The sequence below is a fragment of the Sphingomonas suaedae genome, from assembly GCF_007833215.1.
GTDB lineage: Bacteria > Pseudomonadota > Alphaproteobacteria > Sphingomonadales > Sphingomonadaceae > Sphingomonas > Sphingomonas suaedae.
Genome location: NZ_CP042239.1, coordinates 3,534,180 through 3,554,316, shown reverse-complemented (window position 1 = coordinate 3,554,316; position 20,137 = coordinate 3,534,180). Strand labels below are relative to the sequence as shown.

The 20,137-nt window shown below is 64.1% G+C and carries 9 protein-coding genes; 4 read left to right on the top strand and 5 right to left on the bottom strand.

What is annotated here, in order from left to right; translation table 11 throughout:
- The first annotated feature begins 54 nt into the window (after nucleotides 1–54).
- The 4 genes from pdxR (at nucleotide 55) to FPZ54_RS16895 (ending at nucleotide 6,810) form a co-directional block, all read left to right on the top strand.
- Nucleotides 55–1,518, top strand: a complete 1,464-nt coding sequence (pdxR, locus tag FPZ54_RS16910; protein WP_145848992.1) for a MocR-like pyridoxine biosynthesis transcription factor PdxR — start codon at nucleotides 55–57, stop codon at nucleotides 1,516–1,518.
- Between the two features lie 88 nt (nucleotides 1,519–1,606).
- Nucleotides 1,607–3,274, top strand: a complete 1,668-nt coding sequence (locus FPZ54_RS16905; RefSeq protein WP_145848991.1) for an amidohydrolase — start codon at nucleotides 1,607–1,609, stop codon at nucleotides 3,272–3,274.
- A 216-nt stretch (nucleotides 3,275–3,490) separates the two neighbouring features.
- On the top strand, nucleotides 3,491–5,608 hold the full coding sequence (locus FPZ54_RS16900) for a TonB-dependent receptor (RefSeq protein ID WP_239019617.1): 2,118 nt from the start codon (nucleotides 3,491–3,493) through the stop codon (nucleotides 5,606–5,608).
- Between the two features lie 167 nt (nucleotides 5,609–5,775).
- A complete protein-coding gene (locus tag FPZ54_RS16895) occupies nucleotides 5,776–6,810 on the top strand; it encodes a serine hydrolase domain-containing protein (protein WP_186456811.1) in 1,035 nt (344 codons plus the stop codon).
- A 215-nt stretch (nucleotides 6,811–7,025) separates the two neighbouring features.
- Here FPZ54_RS16895 and FPZ54_RS16890 read toward each other — a convergent pair whose 3' ends face one another.
- The 5 genes from FPZ54_RS16890 to FPZ54_RS16870 form a co-directional block, all read right to left on the bottom strand.
- Nucleotides 7,026–8,558, bottom strand: coding sequence for a hypothetical protein (locus FPZ54_RS16890; RefSeq protein ID WP_145848988.1), 1,533 nt, complete (start codon nucleotides 8,556–8,558; stop codon nucleotides 7,026–7,028).
- A 272-nt stretch (nucleotides 8,559–8,830) separates the two neighbouring features.
- Entirely contained in the window at nucleotides 8,831–14,272 is a 5,442-nt protein-coding gene (locus tag FPZ54_RS16885; RefSeq protein ID WP_145848987.1) for an AAA domain-containing protein, read from the bottom strand.
- Entirely contained in the window at nucleotides 14,269–15,459 is a 1,191-nt protein-coding gene (locus FPZ54_RS16880) for a M48 family metalloprotease (protein WP_145848986.1), read from the bottom strand. Before FPZ54_RS16880 ends, FPZ54_RS16885 begins: the two co-directional genes overlap by 4 nt.
- Nucleotides 15,460–15,591: 132 nt before the next feature.
- Nucleotides 15,592–16,848, bottom strand: coding sequence for a purple acid phosphatase family protein (locus FPZ54_RS16875; protein WP_222428325.1), 1,257 nt, complete (start codon nucleotides 16,846–16,848; stop codon nucleotides 15,592–15,594).
- 11 nt (nucleotides 16,849–16,859) lie between these two features.
- Complete coding sequence (locus FPZ54_RS16870) at nucleotides 16,860–20,054, bottom strand: TonB-dependent receptor (RefSeq protein ID WP_145848984.1); 3,195 nt, start codon at nucleotides 20,052–20,054, stop codon at nucleotides 16,860–16,862.
- Nucleotides 20,055–20,137: the final 83 nt, after the last annotated feature.

Genomic DNA, 20,137 nt, shown 5'->3' with positions numbered 1-20,137 from the left:
AGCGACTAGCATTGGCCCCGGAATAGGCCAGTTTTGCATAGAGGAGATGGTCCAATGCTGCGACCGTGGCAGGTCAGCCTGGGGGATCGCATCGATCCGTCGCGCGACGTTCCCATCTATATGCAGATCATCCAGGCGCTGATCCGCGACATCGAACGCGGGCGGCTGACCTCCGGCACCTACCTCCCCAGCAGCCGCGAGCTGGCGGCGATCCTGGGAGTCAATCGCAAGACGGTGGTGCTCGCCTATGAGGATCTGATCGCGCAGGGCTGGCTGGCGTCGGCGGGGACGCGCGGGACGATGGTCTCGACATCGCTGCCCGAGCCGGTCAGCCGCCAGCGCGCCGAGGCGGAAGCGACGATGAGCGACGCGCCGATCGACTATCGCTATGCGACTCCCCCGGAACGCCCGCTCGCCTTGCCGTCTGGCCCCGGCCTCAAGCTCGACGAGGGCGCGCCGGACGGGCGACTGTTCCCGGCCGAGCTGCTCGCCCGCGCCTATCGCGCCGCCGCCCAGCGCGCGTCGCGCGAGAACCTGTTCCAATATGGCAATCCGCGCGGCTCTTCGGCCCTGCGCGAGAGCATCGCAACGATGTTGAAGAGCCAGCGCGGGCTGCCCGTCACCGCGGATAATATCTGCATCACCCGCGGCAGCCAGAATGGCATCTTCCTCGCCGCGCACGTTCTGGTCCGACCCGGCGATTCGGTGATCGTCGAGGCGCTGACCTATGAGCCCGCCGTCGCCGCCTGCCGGTCGCTGGGGGCGAACATCGTATCGGTCGGACTGGATCAGGGCGGGATCGATGTCGAGGCGGTCGAAAAGGCGTGCCGACGCAACGCGGTGCGCGCGGTATTCCTGACCCCGCATCACCAGTTCCCCACCACCGTGTCGCTACGCCCCGAACGGCGGTTGCGGCTGCTGGAGCTGGCGCACCAGTTCGGCTTTGCGATCATCGAAGACGATTACGACCACGAATTTCATTTCGAATCGCAGCCGCTGTTGCCGATGGCGGGCTATGGGCCGGGCCATGTCATCTATGTCGGATCGATGTCCAAGCTGCTGCTGCCAGCGCTGCGCATCGGCTATGTCGCCGCGCCGCCCCCGGTAATCGACGCGATCGCGCATATGGTGTCGCTGACCGATGGTATGGGCAACACGCTGACCGAAGATGCCGCCGCCGAGCTGATCGAAAATGGCGAGTTGCGGCGCCATGCGCGCAAGGTGCGGCAGGTCTATGCGAAACGGCGCGAGAATTTCGCGCGGGAGATCGATCGGACGCTGGGCGATATCGTCGATTACCGGACGCCCGACGGGGGCCTCGCCTTCTGGCTGCGTTTTCCGGATACCGATCTCGACACGATGGAGGCGCGCGCCGCCGCCATGGGACTACGCTTCGCCGCGTCTCGCTCGTTCATGACCCGCGACGATGCGCCGCGCGGGCTGCGCATCGGCTTTGCCAGCCTGAACGAGCATGAAGCGCGCACCGCCGTCGCAGCGCTGCGCGAAGCGGCGGGGTGAACCGCACTGGTCCCGCCAGTCGCGACGCAATTGGATGTTTGCCGATCCAGCCCGTGGGTGAAAGCTGTCCCCTCTGGGAGACAGAAGCATGATCGATCGTCGGACCATCCTTGCCCTCGGCGCCGGAACCGCCGTGACGGGCATAAGCCGCGCGGCCTTTGCGGGAAGCGACGACCAGCTCGATACAGCCTGGATCAATGCCAGGGTGTGGACAGGGGCTGGACCCGATGTTCGGACCGATGCGATCGGGGTGAAGGGCGAACGGATCGCGGCGATCGGTGCCGATGCGGTCCGCGCGCTCACCGGCAAGCGGACCCGCGTGATCGACCTTCAGGGCGCATTCGTGACGCCCGGCTTCATCGATCCGCACGTCCATTTCGTCATGGCCTCGACCATGTTGACCCAGGCTTCGTTGCGCGATGCCGCGAACCGGAAGGAGTTTGTCGAGAGGATCGCCGCTGCGGCAAAGGCGCTGCCCAGGGGCCAGTGGCTTGAGGGTGGCAATTGGGACCAGGACCGCTGGGGCGGGGAGATGCCGCACCGCAACTGGATCGACGCGGTCACCCCCGACACGCCGGTGGCGGTGATCCGCTACGACCTGCACATGCTGTTCCTCAACTCGCTGGCGCTGAAGCTGGCGGGGATCGACCGCAACACCGTGGCCCCGCCGGGCGGAGTGATCGAAAAGGACGCGAACGGCGAGCCGACCGGTATCGTCAAGGACTCGGCCAAGGATCTGGTGCTGCGCGCGATCGGCGAGCGGACCCCCGCTCAGATCGACGCCACGGTCGCCAAGGGGATCGAGGTCGCGCTGAGCAAGGGCGTGACGCAGGTCCACCCGACCGAACTGGAGACGATCAGCTTCGAGTCCACGCGCCGCCTGCGCGCCAGGGGCGAGACGGGTCTGCGCTTTCGCCACTACCTCCCGCTCAAGGACTGGGAGGATCAGGCTGCATTGATCGCGCGCGAGGGGCGCGGCGATGACTGGGTCCAATGGGGCGGCTGCAAGGTCGTGTTCGACGGGTCGCTCGGCTCGCGCACCGCACGATTCTACGAGCCCTATCTCGACGATCCGTCGACGCGCGGAATCATCGTCACCGATCCTGCCGATCTGCGCCGCTGGATCGAGGGGGCGGACAAGGCCGGGCTTCAGGTCACCGCCCATGCGATCGGCGACGAGGCGAACGACATCGTGCTCGACACCCTCGCCGCCGTCGCCAGGACCAATGGCCTGCGCGACCGACGCTTCCGGGTCGAGCATGTCCAACACATGAAGCCGCACGCAATCCCCCGCTTCAAGGCGCAGGATGTGATCGCGTCGGTCCAGCCCTATCACGCGATCGACGACGGCCGCTGGGCGGTGCGCCGGATCGGCGAGAAGCGGCTGGAGACCAGCTTCGCCTTCGGTTCGCTGGTCCGATCGGGCGCACATGTGTGCATGGGATCGGACTGGCCGGTCGCGCCGATCGATCCGTTCACCGGCCTGGATGCGGCGGTCAACCGCGAGACGCTGGACGGCAAGCATCCCGAGGGCTGGCATCCGCGGCAGCGCGTGACATTGGCGCAGGCGCTGCGGTGCTACACGGGCGAAGGTGCCTATGCGGGGTTCAATGAGGACAAAATGGGATTGATCGCGCCTGGCCTTCTCGCCGATTTCGCGGTGATGGATCAGGACCTTTTCGCGATTAATTCGCATTTGCTTTCCAAAACCAAGGTGCTACGGACCGTTGTCGGCGGGGTTCAGCGTTTCGGCTGAACGCCTTACCCGCCACTGTTGGAAGATTACCCGATTGGTCCCTTGCACGTGCGCAAACTGGATGTTTCGCGGCCCAATTTCGACCGACATGTTCAAGCTGCGATAACAGGTCTGGACCCGTATCCGGACCGTATCGGGAGGGAAAACACAACCAGTTTCGGGGGATACAAGATGGTTGCCAGTAAGATTGCACTTCGCGGAACTGGCGTGACGGCAATGACCGCCGCGCTGCTGACCAGCGCGCCCGCTCTTGCGCAGGATGCCGCGCCGACGGGAAGCGACGATGTCGTCATCACCGCCCAGCGTGACAACCAGACCCAGGTAAGTCGCAACGGCTCGCTCGGCGCGCTGGGCGACAAGGACGCGATGGACACGCCGTTCGCGGTCAAGAGCTACAACGAAGCACTGATCCTCAACCAGCAGCCACTGACCCTCGGCGCGGTGCTCGAAAACGATCCCTCGGTGCGCACGACGCTCGGCTTTGGCAACATGTCCGAACAGTTCGTGGTGCGCGGATTCAATCTGTATGGCGAAGATATCGCGATCGATGGATTGTTCGGCGTCACGCCGCGCCAGCTGGTGTCGCCTGAACTCTACGATCAGGTCCAGATTCTGAACGGCGCCAGCGCATTCCTGTTCGGCGCCGCGCCCGGCGGCTCTGCGCTGGGCGGCACCGTCAACCTGACGCCCAAACGCGCCAAGGACCGGGACACCAATCGCCTCACCGCCAACTGGCTGTCCGACGAGCATTTCGGCGGCGCATTCGATTTCGGCCGCCGTTTCGGCGCGGACGGTGCGTTCGGCGCGCGCGTCAACGGCGCATTCCGCTCGGGCGACATTGCGATCGATGACGAGTTTCGTCGTTCAGCGGTCCTCGGCGGCAGCTTCGACTGGCGCACCGACTCTCTGCGCGTCAGCCTCGACCTCGCCTACCAGAGCGTCAAGGCGCAGCACATGCGTCCGATGGTTCAGCTGAACAACAAATATGGAACGGTCACTGCGGTACCGCGCCCGCCCCGCGCCGACCTCAACTATGGTCAGCCCTGGTATAATCAGACGATCCGCGACCTCTTCGGCATCTTCAAGCTGGAATATGACCTGAGCGAGAATCTGATGTTCTACGCCTCGGCTGGTGCGCGCGACACGGCCGAGCGCGGTATCTATCAGGGCTTCCAGCTTCTCGATTCGACCACAGGCGATGCGTTCGTCACCGGGTCGAACATCCCGCGCAACGACAATAACGAGGCGGCGCAGGCCGGGCTGCGGTTCAAGGGCGAAGGCTGGGGCATCACCCACCAGCTCAACCTGGGCTATTCGCATAGCCGCTACGTCAACCGCAACTCGTTCGAGTTCGGTCGATTTGACGACGACGCTGCCAACGGCACCAACTTGAACAACCTTTACGATCCGCGGGAAATCGCGCTTCCGGTGTTCAACGCTTTCCGCGCAGGCGATCTCGACAATCCCGGCCCGGTCGAGCGCACCCGCCTCGACAGCATGTTCGTGTCGGATACGCTGGGGTTTGCCGAGGACGTCGTGCAAGTCACGGTCGGCCTGCGCTATCAGAGCATCCATCTGCGGCAATATGACCGGAACTCGGGCGCCCAGACGAACGAATATGTCAAAGGCACCACAACACCGGTCGTTGGTCTGGTGATACGTCCGAGCGACAGCGTTTCGCTCTATGCGAACCGTATCGAGGGCCTGGTCAGGGGTTCGGTTGCCCCCGCCGGCACGATCAATTTCGGTCAGGTGTTTCCGCCGTACAAGACGGTGCAGTATGAGGTTGGAGGAAAGATTCGGGTTGGGCGCATCAATGCCTCGCTGGCGCTGTTCCAGACGGATCGCCCCCAGGAACTCACCATCGCGAACGTCTTCACGGTCGATGGACTCCAGCGCAACAAGGGGGTCGAGTTCAGCGTCGATGGCGAAGTGATCGACGGCCTTCGCGTCATCGCTGGCGTCGCGGTGACCGATGCCGAACAGCGCCGCACCGCAGGCGGACTCAACGATGGGCGCGACGCCGTCGGCGTTCCGGAATATACCGCCAACGCCAACATCGAATGGGACGTCTATGGTGGCCTGACATTGACCGGCCGTGTGATGCAGACCGGCAAGCAACAGGTGAACGTCACCAACACGCTGGAACTGCCCGAATGGACCCGCTTCGATCTCGGCGCGCGCTATGTCGTCGCTGTGGCCGATGCGCCGGTCACCTTCCGCTTCAACGTCGATAACGTCGCAAACAAGCGGTATTGGGCGTCATCGCTGGGCGGCTATCTGGTTCAGGGTATGCCGCGGACGTTCAAGGCCTCGGCCACGATCGACTTCTGATCGCACCTTCGCGAGCCTAAAAGGGGGTCGCGTTTGCGGCCCCCTTTTTTGATTCGGCCCTTCTTCCGTGCATTCGCGCCGCGCCAAGGCCAAATTGAGACGCGGCGCATGGCGACGATCATGCTATGGCGCACCGCGCCGACCGGGCACGGCAACAGGAGATGGATATGCCTGTCCGACTGCGCGGGCTCATGATGCTTGCCACGCTGACGCTATGCGCGATGGCGCCGACCGCCGCACCCGCGATCGCCGAACCGGTCGCGGCGGATGGCGACGCGACCGACCGACTGCTCGATTTCCTGCGCAGCCAGAACAGTAGCGGAGTTCTGATCGTCCAGGACGGAAAGGTCCTGGTCGAGACATACTGGCCCCCGCCCCAAACGCCGCTCTTCCGCGCCTTCGTCCACGGTCGCACTGCCGATGGCGTATTGCTGGAGGATGTCGCCTCGCAGCAGAAGAGCTTCGTCGCGGTGCTGGTCGCGATCGCGCGCGACAAGGGGCTGATCGATCTCGACCAGCCGGTCTCCACCTATATCGGCGCGGGCTGGTCCAGGGCGACATCGGAACAGGAAGCGCAGATCACGGTCGCGCATCTGCTGACGATGAGTAGCGGGCTCGACGACACATTCGCCTATCAGGCGCCGCCCGGCACACGCTTTCACTACAACACGCCCGTCTATGCCGTCACGAAGCAGGTGGTGGCCGCCGCGGCGAAGCAGCCTCTCGAAACGATTACGCGCGACTGGCTGACGGGGCCTGCAGGGATGAGAGACACAGGCTGGCGCCAGCGCCCGCCCGCGCTTTCCGGCATCGGCAACGCCACCGGGCTGGTCACCACCCCGCGCGACACCGCGCTGTTCGGCGCACTGATCCTCGATCGCGGGGTGGCGCGTAACGGCGCGCGCATCGTGTCCGAAGCCAGTCTGATGGCCATGTTCGCGCCATCCGCGCCCAACCCGGCATATGGCCAGTTCTGGTGGCTCAATGGCAGCGCCTTCACGATACGCGCACTGGCCGGACGGGTCGAAGGGCCGCTCGTCCCCGCCGCGCCAGCCGACATGATCGGCGCCTTCGGCGCGTTCGAGCGACGGCTCTATATCGTGCCGAGCCGAAAACTGATCGTGGTGCGCAGCGGCGCGGCATCGGCTCTGAAGGATTTCGACCAGCAATTCTGGACGCGGCTGATGCAGGTCATCGACTGACGCGAGCGGCAGGTCAGGACTCTCACAGCCCCGCGCGCCCGCAAATGCTGCATTTTCGATGTACGTGGACCCATATCCTTCCTGGTCGAAGATGGACAGTCGATCGCATTCGCGACTCACGACGGCGCCGATCCCGATCGTGTCGCCTTGTTTATCCACGGCATCGGGCGCTGGGCGCCATCGTGTTCGATTCATCTTCGCGAGAGGATGCGCGCCTATTTCGAAGCCGTCTGCCGACGCACTTCATAGAGCTCGCTCTTGCCATTCTGCCAAATTCGATTCAGCCGCTCATCGCGAACGCCGTCGGGAAGCTGCACGCCCACCAGCCACAGATAATCCACCTCCTGCAGCGGCAGATGAGGCATTGTCTCGACCAGACCGTGCCTGCCGCGCTTTTGGAACGGTACAGTATAATCGACGCAACGATCGGGCCGCACGAGGTGTGAAGGATCGCGAGCATAGTCGCCGGGCGCGAACCGTATTTGCAGCATATGCACATTGGGCAGCGCCCAATGTGCATTGGTCCATGCGTTGCGCAACGGCGTGACAAGGTTGGCGAGGTGCTCGGTTCTGGGCGAGCGCCAGCCGACAATATCACAATCGACCAAACTGAGATTCATCACGCGGGATCCCGGCCGGATCTTCTCGATCGCCGCCAGTTCCGAATTGTAGCTACGTTCATAGTGGCCGAATGAGATCGTCGTCACGCCCAGCCTGAGAGCGAGAAGCAAAGCTCCCGCCACCATGACCCACCGCCTGGTCCGCAGGTCGACCGTGCGCCAATCCAGAAGCGCAAGCGCCAGGAGAAACGCATAGGGCGCGATTCTCAGATCGACAAAGTCGGTACCCGACAAACGGCCTGGCGAGATGAAAAACAGCGCGGTCGTCGCGATAACCGGTCCCGCGCTGCCGTGCGAATATCGGGCTCCACGGTACAGGCCGATCGCCAGCACCACCAGGGAAGCGACTACGGTGGAAATATCCAGAAAAGCGCTCTGGTCATGCACCGTCTCGAAAATCATGCGAAACTTGCGAAACACCGGCAAGGTCGTCGGGCCCGGAGCGGAGGCGCTCAGCAAAACGGGAAGAATGGCCGTGCCAAGCGGCCATAGGCGCATCGCCATATCGCGCAAGAGGTTCACCCCCCATTTGCGGGGTCGCCAGCCCTCCGCGCGACAAAGCTCCCAGCTGGATATCCAGACGACCAGAAAGGCGCCCCCCTGCGCATGGGCGATCATCAGTGACGGCACCACCAACAGGAAGAGTAACGCGCGGACGGTCCGGCGGCCGTCCAGCCCGATCCAGGCGGCGAATGCACAAAGGGCCAGTCCAGTCGCCAGTGTGAAATTCAGGAACCCCATCAGGAAGGCAATGTTGTAAATGAAGATCAGTGCCCACGGCAGGGACGCCGGCGCTCCCGAATTCAGTCTTCGGCTTACCGCGAGCAAACCCACAACGGTGATAAGGGGGGACAGCGCCGACAGCAGCCAGGTGGCTGTAAAAAGACCCAAGGGCGGGGCGAGAAGCTCGATAGCGAGCTGGCTCGCCATGTTGAGCGTCAACTTCCAGTCGAATCCGAAATCGCGAAACAGAGGGCTATCGGTCGGCGCCACCTGAACCGCGAAAGCGCCCATATGCCCTGGGACATCCGCGAGCGGCGGTATGCTTACGAAGAGAAATGGCAGTATGGCGGCGAGCGCGAATCCCACAATAGATGGCCAACGCAGCATCAAGGGCAATCTGGCCATTCGTGTACTCTGAACCATGCCCGCATCTACGAACTCGATCTTGCGATGTCACCGCGTCTTTCGCCTGCCGAGGGCCGTGGGCTTCGAGCATCTGCCGGATATTGTCGATAAGCTGTTCGGACATTGGGATGGGTTGGATCGGTGGCCTAGTTGGCGGCACTCCCCCGACTTGTCGGCGCGTCGGTCACACGCCGCCGTATCCCGATGTCGTGGTCACAGATAGGGCGCGAGTGCCCGTTGCAGGAGAGTCCGGACGTGCGATTAGTGCGGCGCTAGACTTCCAGATATCCCTTACGAACCTTTTCTGCGATCAATTTGGTCGCCTCCCGTTTTGCACGTTCGGGCGTATCGAAAACCTTGACGACCGTGCTACCCTTGGTCGCGACGCGACCGAAAATCACGGTCATCTCGCAGCCGGAAACGGCGATCTTCCAGAATTTGTCGGAACTTCCCTGCTGGAAGCGGAATTCGCTGAACGTCGGCGCGGTGGATTGCAAATCGGGTTGTTCGGTCGGCGCGGCTTCGTCCGTTTCACGCTTCGGCGAAGTGGCGCTCGGCTGCGGCATTGTGGATCCGTCGAATGGATCGTCGTCGTCATCATTTTCACCCTCGCGACGCAGCGCCGCCTCGATCTGGGCGACGACTGCGCCAGGGTCGCGCAGCCAGCTATGCGAAGGCACGTCGATCACCTTCCAGCCGAACGCACGCAGGATCGCGGGTTGAAAGACGTAACGGTCTTCAACCGATCCGGGGCCGTGGCCGTCAATCAGGATGCCAAGCTGGTAGCGGCCTCCGCCTTCCTCACATATGGCCAGATCGCAGCGGAAGCTGGCGCTGCCGACATGGACGTGGACATCATAGCCGCGGGCCGTCAGCGCCTCTGCCAGCGCATCCCGCAACGCGTCGGCGGGCGCGCTGCGTGCAAATACGCGTTGCGCCTCAGGATTGAGTGTTGCGAGCACGGCCTGACCATGGCTCGCATCGCCGCGCGACTGGGCCTCGGCAAAGGCGAGAAAGGTACGCAGCGCCCGTGCACCGTCATTATGGGTGTTGGTGATCGCCTCCGAGCGGATCGTCGAGACCACGGCCATGTGGTGGCGCGCACGGCTGAAGATAACGTTCAGGCGCTTTTCACCGCCACGCTGATTAATCGGGCCGAAGTTCATCGCCATGCGTCCATTGGCATCCGGCGCGTAGCAGATGCTGAGCAGGATCACGTCGCGCTCGTCACCCTGAACATTTTCCAGATTCTTGACGAAAAGGCCATTGATCTGGCCATCGTCCTCACGGGCATACTCCGCTTCAAGCCGCGCCGCGAACGCCTTGTCCTCGCCCGCCAGCGTTTCGAGTTCGTCCTCGATCTCGGCCTGCTGCGCTTCCGAAAAGGCGACGATCCCGATGCTGAGACCGGTTTCGCGGAACAACAGGTCGCGGACCATGGCTGCGATCAGCCGTGCCTCGGGCTCATTGACCCGCTTTTCGTACAGTCCATCCGCGACCGGGTGGAAACTGACCGCGCTGGCGAGCATCCGGCTGACCGCGACGGGCGCAGATGCGGGATCGTCCGAACGCAGCGGCTCGGGTGCGGCGGACGGGTCGGCGATGACGCGGTCGGGAATGGTGATCAGGCGGCCATCGTAGAAGGCGGCGTTTGAGAAGCTGATCAATGCCTCCGACCGGCTGCGATAATGCCAGGCGAGCAGTGTCGCGGGAAGGCTGCGCGCGGACTGGTTGAGCAGACTGTCCGCATCGAGAATGATCGCGACGGCCTGGCCATCCTCTTCGGCGGTGACCTGCATCTCATCCTCATCGCGCGCGGCAGCGAAGAAGCTGGTAGGCGGCAACTGCATCTCGTCGCCGACCACGATCACCTGCGGCGCGCGCGACAAGGCTGGCACGGCCTCTTCGGTCGGGATCTGGCTGGCTTCGTCGAAGATCACGACGTCGAACAGTTCGGGATGCAGGGGCAGCGTGTCGGACACCGATAGCGGGCTCATCAGCCAGATCGGTTTCAGGTCGATCACCACCGGTCCGGTCTCGTCGTCCGACAGGTCGCGGATCGAGCGGTAACGCATCGACTTGCCGAACTCGTGCTCAAGCTCGCGCCGTCCGGTCGAATAGATGCGCTTGAACTCGCGGCCGGCTCCATCGAGCTGGGTCACCGACAGCATCGAGCGCTTCACATGATCGCGGAAGCGCCGATGATTGGTCGCGAGGATGGTCGCCGAATTCTCGGCCTGAAGCAGCGCGCGCGCCTTCGCGGCGCGGCGGGCGCTGGACCCTAGTTCAGCCGCATCGAAGCGCTGAAGGGCAGGCTCATCGCGCAGGGCGCGCGCAAACGCCTCTTCGATCACATGCGCCTCGATCATCGGCGGGGCGAGCCGCAATGCCCGCATTGCAAACGCCATGCGCGGCCCCGCGGCATCGGCGGCGGCAAGCAGCGGGAGCAGGTCGGGCAATTCCTCCAGCCCCTCGCGCATGTCGCGCATCGCTTCGGATAGCGCGCCGATCGTCATGTCCCCCGCGTCTGCAAGGAAGCGCTCGCACAGCGCAGCAAGGCCTTCGATATGAACCGCAGATGCAGCTTCACGCGCTATCAGGCCAGCGGGGTCGCTGGCCGCGCGGGCATGAGCGATCAGCGTGCGCAGCATCGGCGCTGTCGCGGTTGCCCAGGCATCGCGCGCGACGGACAGCGCATCGGCATCGGTCGTTGCGAAGCGGCTCGCGAAAGAACCGCGCGCTTCGGCCTCGGCAGCGGCAGTTGCGTGACGCGCGGCCAATCGTTCGAGCACCGAAGTGACGCTAGGTTCGACCGCATGCGCCGAAAAATCGTACCGCGCGCGAACGGTGCGATTGAGACGTCGCCAGGTGCCGCTCAGGAACTTGAAGAAGGACGGCTCCTGCTGCCGCGCCTGATCAAGCGCTGCGGCGGTATCCTCGGGGGTCAACGGGTCGCGCCAGTTGGCAGCAGCCTCGGCCGCGGCCACAGCCTCGCCATGCGCGCGATCCAGCGTGGCGCGTCCAGCCGCGAACTCTGCTGACAGGGGCGACGCCGGATCGAGCAGCGTCAGGTTACCCGCGAGGTTCGTCTCGATGGCCTGCCGCGCCGCGCGGACCAACACCAGTGCATCGGACAGCCGCGTATCGGGGGAAAGCAGAAGCGCATCGTCCTCCAGCGCGGCGTCGAGCGCATCGATCAGGCGCTCACCTTCCGCGATCGCCGCTTGGGCTTCGGCATAGGCGCGGTCGCTCGCTACCATCTGGGGCGAGATGCGCGCAAACGGGTGTTCGGCGAGGCTGGCGAGACCGAAGTTCTCCCGCATTGCGCGGTGGATGCGCTCGGCCAATCCGCGATGGCGATCCCATTCGGCGAGAAGCGGTAGTCGTTCACGGTCGGCGGGTCCGAGCGCCTCAGTCTCGGGAAGAGCGGCGCGGCGGCGAACCATAGTTCGGATACTGGCGCCAGTTTCCTCGGGCACGCGACTGGCTGCCGCTTCGAACGCCGCGAGTCGATCGAGATGCCGTGACAGCGCGTCGAGCGTCCGGGCGCGCGATGCCTGCAACGCGTCGAGACCATCGTCCTGCTTGGTCCAGCGCTCGTAGCTGTCCTTCAAATCCATCACGAACGACTTCTTGTCCTCCTGCGAATCGTGGATCAGGCAGGAAAGCCGGTCGAGGCTCACCGATTTGAGCCGGTTGTACACCACGTCCAGTGCGGCGCGCTTTTCGCAGACGAACAACACCCGCTTCCCGCGTGCGGCAAAGTCGGCGATCAGATTTGTAATCGTCTGCGACTTACCGGTGCCGGGCGGGCCTTGAATGATGAAGCTGCGGCCCGATCGCGCCATTGCGACCGCGGCATCCTGTGTCGCATCGGCGGGAACCACCGAATACAGCTCGGCGAGCGGCAAAGCGGGCGGCGCTTCGGCCTCCAGTTCGCGCGGTTCTATCGAGAAAATCCGGTCGAACGCAGGCGGCGGCACGTCGTCGTCGATCAACTGGTTATAGTCGCGCACCAGCGACATCTTCTTGTAGTTGAAGTTCGCCAGCGTCACCTGGGTAAGGTCGATCTCCCATTTGTAGCGATGCCCGTCGCCGCCCGCGAGCGCATAGGTCAGCGCCTCCGCTTCGCCGCTGGCAACCATCCGATCCGGCCGGGCAGGCATTCTGCCACCGACCGCAAGCCGCTGAGGCAGTGGAGTAGGCCGTACATATTTCTCGAACAGCGCCAGGCCGAGCGGGCGATAATCGTCCCGTTCGTAGCTGAAGTCTGGCCGCGATACGCCGCTTGCGCGCGCTGTACGCTGCTTGCGGCGCTGAAACAGCTTGAGCCGCTGGACGGCCTTTTGATGGATCAGCTCGATCTGCGGCTTGTCGGTGACCGACAGCGTCACCCCAGGCTCGCTGCGGTGGATCTGCGCGGCAATGTCGGCATGGACCTGCTCGATCGACGTCTGGGCGAGATCGACCCGCTCGGGCAGCTGGATGTCGTAGAGCTGGCGCAGATAGTGGCGAAGCGCTGGATTGAATTCGGCCTCGGTGCCGGGGCAGCGCAGCAGATACTGGTCACGCACGCCCTTCTTCTTGGCCACCTCGACCGGCAGCCACAGCAGGGGCGATTGAACGCGCTCGTTCGGCGCGTCCTTGAGGTTGTGCCAGTGGAGAAATGCGACGACGAGCCGGAGATGGCTGAAGCCATATTCGGCCCGGTCGCGCCGCGTCTCCTGAATGATCCGGTCGAACGCCGAGGGGAGATAGGGCTGGTCCTCGAATCTCAGCCATTTGGCCAGCGCGATCTGGCCGCCACCGAGCACATCCTTCGCAAACTTGCTGTCCCAGGTGCACAATTGGTCGGCACGGATCGACTCAAGGCGCATCACGACGGGCACGCTGGCTACGGTGAGGTTCACGCTCGCTTGCGTCGGCCGAAAATGGATCAGCCGATTGCGTCGCGACAGGTCGAACAGGCGATCGCGCAAATGGGTGAGTACCGCAGCGCGGCGCCCCTTCACCCCCGTCGCGCCGGCCAGCGCGCGTTCCACATCAAGGCCCGCAGGCTGGTCACGATAGCCTTCCAGCCGCTGTGTCAGCGCATCGAGATCGGTGGCGCGCTCATGGCGGTTGAGCGCGGTCATCTCCGTAATCAGCGCGGCGATCACCGGATGGAGCGCGCCGTTAAGCCGGAACAGATTGGCCTGCGCGCCGGAGAATTTCGCAACATCCTCCTCGTCGTTCAGATCGAGACCGCAGGCGAGACTGGCAAGGATAAGACCGATGACGAAAATGTCGGCCAGTTCGTCATGATGGCCAATCGCCTGCTCCCAGGCGCGATAGCCGGTGAGATAGGCCGGTTTGAAATCAGCCTCCGCGTCATCGCTGCGCGCGCGCAGGTCCTCGACCTTGCTGCCGCTCTCGACATCGGTCGCCACGCGATATTCCCCGACGACGCGCAGCGCCGATCCGGCATGGGGCTGCACGTCGCGCAGTCGGACTGCATTGTATCGGGGAGCGCGGCCATCTGGACGTGCCAGTGCGAGTATCCCATCGCCGGGATCGATCACGGCTTCGCCGCCGAGATCCGCAACCTGTTCGATGGCATGCAGCGCCGCGACCGCTCGCATCAGCGGCAACATCGCGTGCAGCAGATCCTCTGTCGGCAGAGCGCCGCCCTCAGCCACGCGCTGACTCAGCGTGAGCACGATCCCCTCGCTCATGCCTTCGCCTTCTTCAGCTTCGCAAAGATGCGATCAATCGCGGGCCTGGTCAATTTGAGGTCACGCTTGAGCGCCGCCTTGAACGCATCGACTCCGTCATACAGGCTCGCGATCTCCGCGCCGACCGTCAGCATGGTGTTGCGGCCTTCCGGGTCGGGATCGGCCATCGCGACATCCAGGCTTAGCGAAACGAGAAAGTCGCGGAACGAGCCGTCGAGGCGGTCGGCCGAAATCAACGTATCGCTCACCGCTTCCTCGCCCGGCTCCCAGTCCGGGAAATAGCGGCGAAGCAGGGTCGTCGCCGCGTCATCGGCGGCGGGATGCGTCGCCAGCCGGGTCAGGAAACCGCGGGTAATCGCGGTGGCTTCGTACTGGCGTGGCAGATCGAGCGCAGCCAGCGACAGTGGCCCCCGAATACGCCGGTCGATCCATGTCTCAGTGTCGGGATCGTTGCGCCACCATTTGTCGAGCGCCTGTGCACGCAGGAAAATCTCGGGATGCGTCTCCCCCTGCGACGCCCTCGCATCGCGCCCGGCCTCGCCGGCCTGTCGGAGATAGGCCTCCGGATCCACCGTTGTGAGGCCGGTCATGGTCTTGACCAGCGTGGCAATCGCCGGGCCTGACGCATTGGCTGCAACCGCACCGCCGCGATCGGCATAAAGCTCGGTATGCAACCGATAGAGCCGGGCGGTCTCGATATGACTGGGCGAAGCGCCGGGATAGGCAAGCGCGTGGTCGAGGATGGTAGTTGCCGTGTAATAGGCACCGCCTTCGATCGACCAGAGCCGATAATGCGCCAGTTCATGACCAAGCAGCGCAACCCGTTCTTCGCGCGAGAGCTTTTCGAGCACCGGTCCGTGGAACAGCAGATGGATCTCGCCGGGCACGAAGCACAGTGCCGCGTTCATCGCTCCGTCCGCCGCCTGATACAGCGTGAACGGAGCGTCGATCTCCAGCTTGGCGAGCACAGCGGCGATATCCTCATGCACTTCAGGATGCGCCGCCGCATCGATCCGATAGGTTTCGCGCAACAGGTAGGTGCGCATTTCCTGCACCTGCTCCGCCCGCGCTTGCAATGAACTAGCCCATGCCCAGATTTCGGGTTCGTTCCCGCGCAAATGCTCAACGATCTGGCAATGATAGGCGAGTGGCTCGAGCCCCGGTGCGGATTGCGATTCGTCCCCCATCACTCCGATCCTAGCGGGGGTTTGGCACCGGTCTAGCCTCGCGGTTTCGCGAAATGGCGAAGAAGGTCAGATCGCCCCTCTTTGCGCAGCCCACGCGATCATCGCGAAGCGTGCTGGCCACGCCGCTTCGGCTCAGCGTTTATGCAGCGTGACGCTGTCGAGCGGCTCGCCGGTCGCGGTATAGGCGCGATAGCTGAGCTGGGTCGGGGTGACGTCGATCACCTGGTAGCTTTGCGTGCGCGACGCGGTCTTGCGCGCCCAATCGAGCTTGCCGACGTCATACATTTTCGGCCCGGCGACCGCGACGACATAGGTGGAGCCATGATCGTCCGCCGCCGGCCCGTTCGGCCCGACCGCGCCGCGCGCATAGCCATGGTCATGCCCCTGGAGCACCAGATCAACCTTATACTTGTCGATCAGCGGCTTGAGCGCCGCGCGCACCTTGGGATTGTCGCGATCGGGATCGCTGGAGAAGAGCGGGAAGTGGAGGAAGATCACCGTCCAGCGATTGGGATTGCGCTTGAGCAGCCCGTCAAGCCACGCGATCGTCGCCGCGCGCCCGGCTTCGTTGCGGTCGAGCTGCGGCGCGTCGACCGAGATCAGCCGCAGCCCCTGATAATCGGTGTACCAGTTGGTTTCCGCCCCCTCCGGCACCGCTGCCGGGCCATTGTCGGGCAGGGTGAACTGGCGCCGCCACTGACCCGTCAGCGACGAACCGGCGCGCGCGGCGGGGTCTTTCACATATTCATGATTGCCCGGCGTCGGCATTTGCGGGGTCTGGGCATAGAGGAACCCACCCGCCGCGAACCACTCGCCCCATTCGCGATCGGCGGCATGGCGGTTGACCAGATCGCCGGCATGGATGACGAACGCTGCGTCGCCCGCCTGGCGGAACGCCATCCGCAAGGTGCGCGAGGCTTCCGACAGGATCGCATTTTGCATGTCGCCCATATAGATGAAGCGGAACGGGCGCGGCGTCGCAGCGGCGGTGCGGAACTGGAACCATTCGGACCAGTGCGTCCCGTCGCCGACGCGATAGGCATAGACGCTGTCCGGCTCCAGCCCGGTCATCACCGCCGAATGATAGGCGGCGCGGAACCCGGCCTGTTCCTGCACGTCGAGCGTCGCGTCGTCAGTGATCGCCGCGATCTGTTGCGGCGCCTTGACGAAATCCGGCCCGGCGGTGGCGCGGGCGAACTCGACCATCCCTGCCGATCCCGGGGCGCTGCGCCAGGTGACCGCCATTTCGCTGGCCGGGCGCGCGGTGAGGTTGAGGATGATGCGTTCGGGCGCGACGCTGGCCGGGGCCCGCACCGGGGGCGCCTCTTGCGCTGCCGACAGGGTCGGCAGCGCAAGCGAACAGAGTGCCAGGGCAAGGATCGATCGCATCGAATGCTCCATCACAGGATCAGGTTGACGCCGAGCGAGATCGTCCGGCCATTTTTGATATAGGCGCGGCTTGCCCCCTGGCTCGACGACACCGTCTGCCAATAAGTGTGCCCGTCGAGCAGGTTGCGGACCTGAAGCTGGACCGAGGATTTCTTGAGGAAGGTCCGGCGCAGCGTCAGATCGATGAACTGATAGCCCTGCTGATAGGGGTCGTTGCCGAAATCCTGGATGCCCGACAGGATCTTGGACTGGTAATTCCAGGCGCCATAGATTTCCCAGCCCTTGCGTTCCCAGAAGAGCTGGACATTGGCGATGGTTTCGGGGGTTTCCATCAACGGCAGCTTGTAGCCCTCCGGGTGCCAGGAAAGGCCCGTCACCGCCTTCGACCGCTGCAGCGTCAGATTGCCGCCGATGCCCAGCGACCCGAACACCCCGGGCAGCCAGTGGAGCAACTGCTGTGCGTTGAGTTCGATGCCATAGACCTCGGCCGACTTGCCGTTGTTGGGCATCGACACCAGCACGCCGGTGGGATCGATATTCTCGCCCGTGGTCCCGTCGCGGACGTTGCTGGAGGAGGAGCGGAACAGGAAGTTCTCGATCTTCTTGTAGAACAGCCCCGCCGAATAGGCGCCGCCGCGACCGGCATAATGTTCGAATGAAATATCGAAATTGGTCGAGCGCAGCGGCTTGAGGTCGGGATTGCCCTGTTCGATGCCGATCAGCACCCATTGGTTGAGCGGGTTGACCACGCCATCGCCATCGGGATCCTGATCATAGGTGTAGTTCCGTGCCGAACTCATCCGCGCGATGTCGGGTCGGGCAAAGCTGGTCCACAATGCGCCGCGCAGCTTTGTCTTGCGGTCGAGGTCATAGATGACATGGACGGAAGGCAGCCAGTTGACGAAGCTCGACCGGTCATTGGCAAAGCGGGTGCCGCGCACCGGATCGACGTTCCACGCCTCGATCGTGTTGCGCGTCGCCTCCATCCGCACGCCGCCGATGACGCGAACATCGCCCATTCGCGCGGTCGCCATCGCATAGCCCGAGATCACCCGCTCTTCGAAGCGGAAGCTATCCTCGTCCGACAGGGTGGCGTTGGCGGGATCGACCGCAAAGCCGTCGAACACCGAACTTTCGCCGCGCTCGGCGCGCTGCAGTTCGGCCAGCATCGCTTCATTGTCGATGGTGGTGCCGAGCCGGTACAGCCCCGAATAGGCGCCGCCGAACATGCTGTTCACTTCCGGCCCGTAAAAAGCCGCGAAGCTGGCGAGCGTGCCGTTGGCGTTGAGATCGAGGAACGATCCTTCATAGGTACGGCGGCGCGAATTGTAGAACTTCCCGCCAGCCTTCACCGATTCGAGCAGACCCGCTTCGGGGCGCCATTCGACGTTCGCCTGCACCTGCCACAGCTTTTCGCTGCTGCCGCCGACTTCGCCTTCAAGCCCGCTGAACCCATATTCGGCGGGGTCGTGGATTGCCGCCATGCCCGCGTCGTTGAGCAGCCATTTGGGGAAGCGGACATCCTCTGCGCTGCTAAAAAGTACGCCGCGATTGCCCAGCCAGCCATATTTGTCGCTGCGGAACTCCATCTCATAGCCGTCGTCGAGATTGTCCTCCGACTGCGAATAGGAGACGTCATAGTCGATCCGGACGGTGCCGAAGCGCGATTCACCGCCGACATTGGCCGAGGCAAGGCTGCCGGTCTCGTTCTTCGCCTCCCAGAAGCGGCGCAAGCGGAATCCCTGTGGATCCCAGGTGCCCGAGCTGCCGAACAGGCTGTAGAAAGAACGCGAGGAGCGGTCGGCATCGGTGATGCGACCGTCGCGGTCGCGATCGACGATCTGCGCGGTGGTATAGCCATAGACGCGCCCGAGCGTGGCGTCATAGCCGACGATATTGTCGTCGGGCTGGAGCAGCGACCCATCATCGGGGTTGACCTGAACCAGCCGGGTCGAGTTGCGGCTGACGTCGTTGCGGAAGTTCAGGCGGTTGAGAAACTGCTTCTTGCGATACTGGTTATACTGCCCGCGCAAATGCAGGTCGTGATTGTCGGAGCGCAGATCGGCGCTGCCATTGACGCCCCAGCGGCGGACATCGGTTTCACCCACGCCCAGATCCATGCCGCGCATTACGAAGCGATTGGGATCCCAGCCCAGCGTTTCGCTGTCGGAATACCAGCGGTCGGGCTGGTTATCGCCATCGACGCCATTCTGTTCGAACTGCGACTTGCGCCGGCTCCAGCTTGCGGCGACGTATACGCCAAAATTGTCGCTGAACTGGCGCGATGCCGCGCCCGACACCTGGCCCGACAGCGGATGATCGAATTTGTCGAGCAGCGATCCTTCGGCGGAGAGGCGGAAATAGGTCGGCGCCTGATCGAACGCGGTCGGGGTCGAGATATCGATCGACCCGCCCAGCGCATCACCATCGCGATCGGGGGTCAATGATTTGAAGACGGTGATCTCCTTGATCCCGTCGGGCGGCAGCACGCTCAAGCGCACGCCGCGATAAAAAACGTCATCGCGCGATCCGGCGCCGCCCAGCCGAACGCCGTTGATCGAATAGTTGTTAAGCTCGGTCGAAAGGCCGCGCACGGTGACGCGGTCGCCCTCCCCGGTGGTGGCATCGCGCACCGCATTGACGCCGGGCATCCGGGAAAGCGATTCGGCGACATTGTTGGCGGGCAGCTTGCCCATGTCATCGGCGCTGACGGTGTCGGACACGACATCGGTCTTGCGCTTCTTGTCGAGCGAGCGCTGCACCGCTTCGATATAGCCGGTGATGACGATTTCTTCGGGCTCTGGCTCGCTGACCGGAGCGGCGGGGCGGGCGGCAGCAGTCACGGCGGCGGTCGGCGTGACGGTCTGGGCCGATGCCCGGCCCGGACGCAGGACAAAGCCATTGCCCTGGCGCACCGCTTCAAGCCTGGTATCGGCCAGCATCCGCTTCAGCGCCTGTTCCGCCGACAGCAACCCTTGAACCGGTCGGCTGCGGCGCCCGCGCAGCGCCTCGGGCGAGGCTGCGATCTGGATCGCGGTGGTGCGCGAAAAGGCGCGCACTGCGCTTGCCAGATCTTGTGCGGGAATCGCAAAGCTGAAGCTGCGCTCGACCATTTGGGCCTGGACTGGCTGGGCAATGCCCGTCGTGACCGCGCACGCCATCGCCAGCGCCGACAAGCCGGCGCCGTTCCGGAATTTCGAAAACATGGACCCCCCTTTGGTATTGGAACCGAGATGCCCGAAAGACGACGAGGCGGCGAAAACCCGACAAAATTATTGCATTACAACAA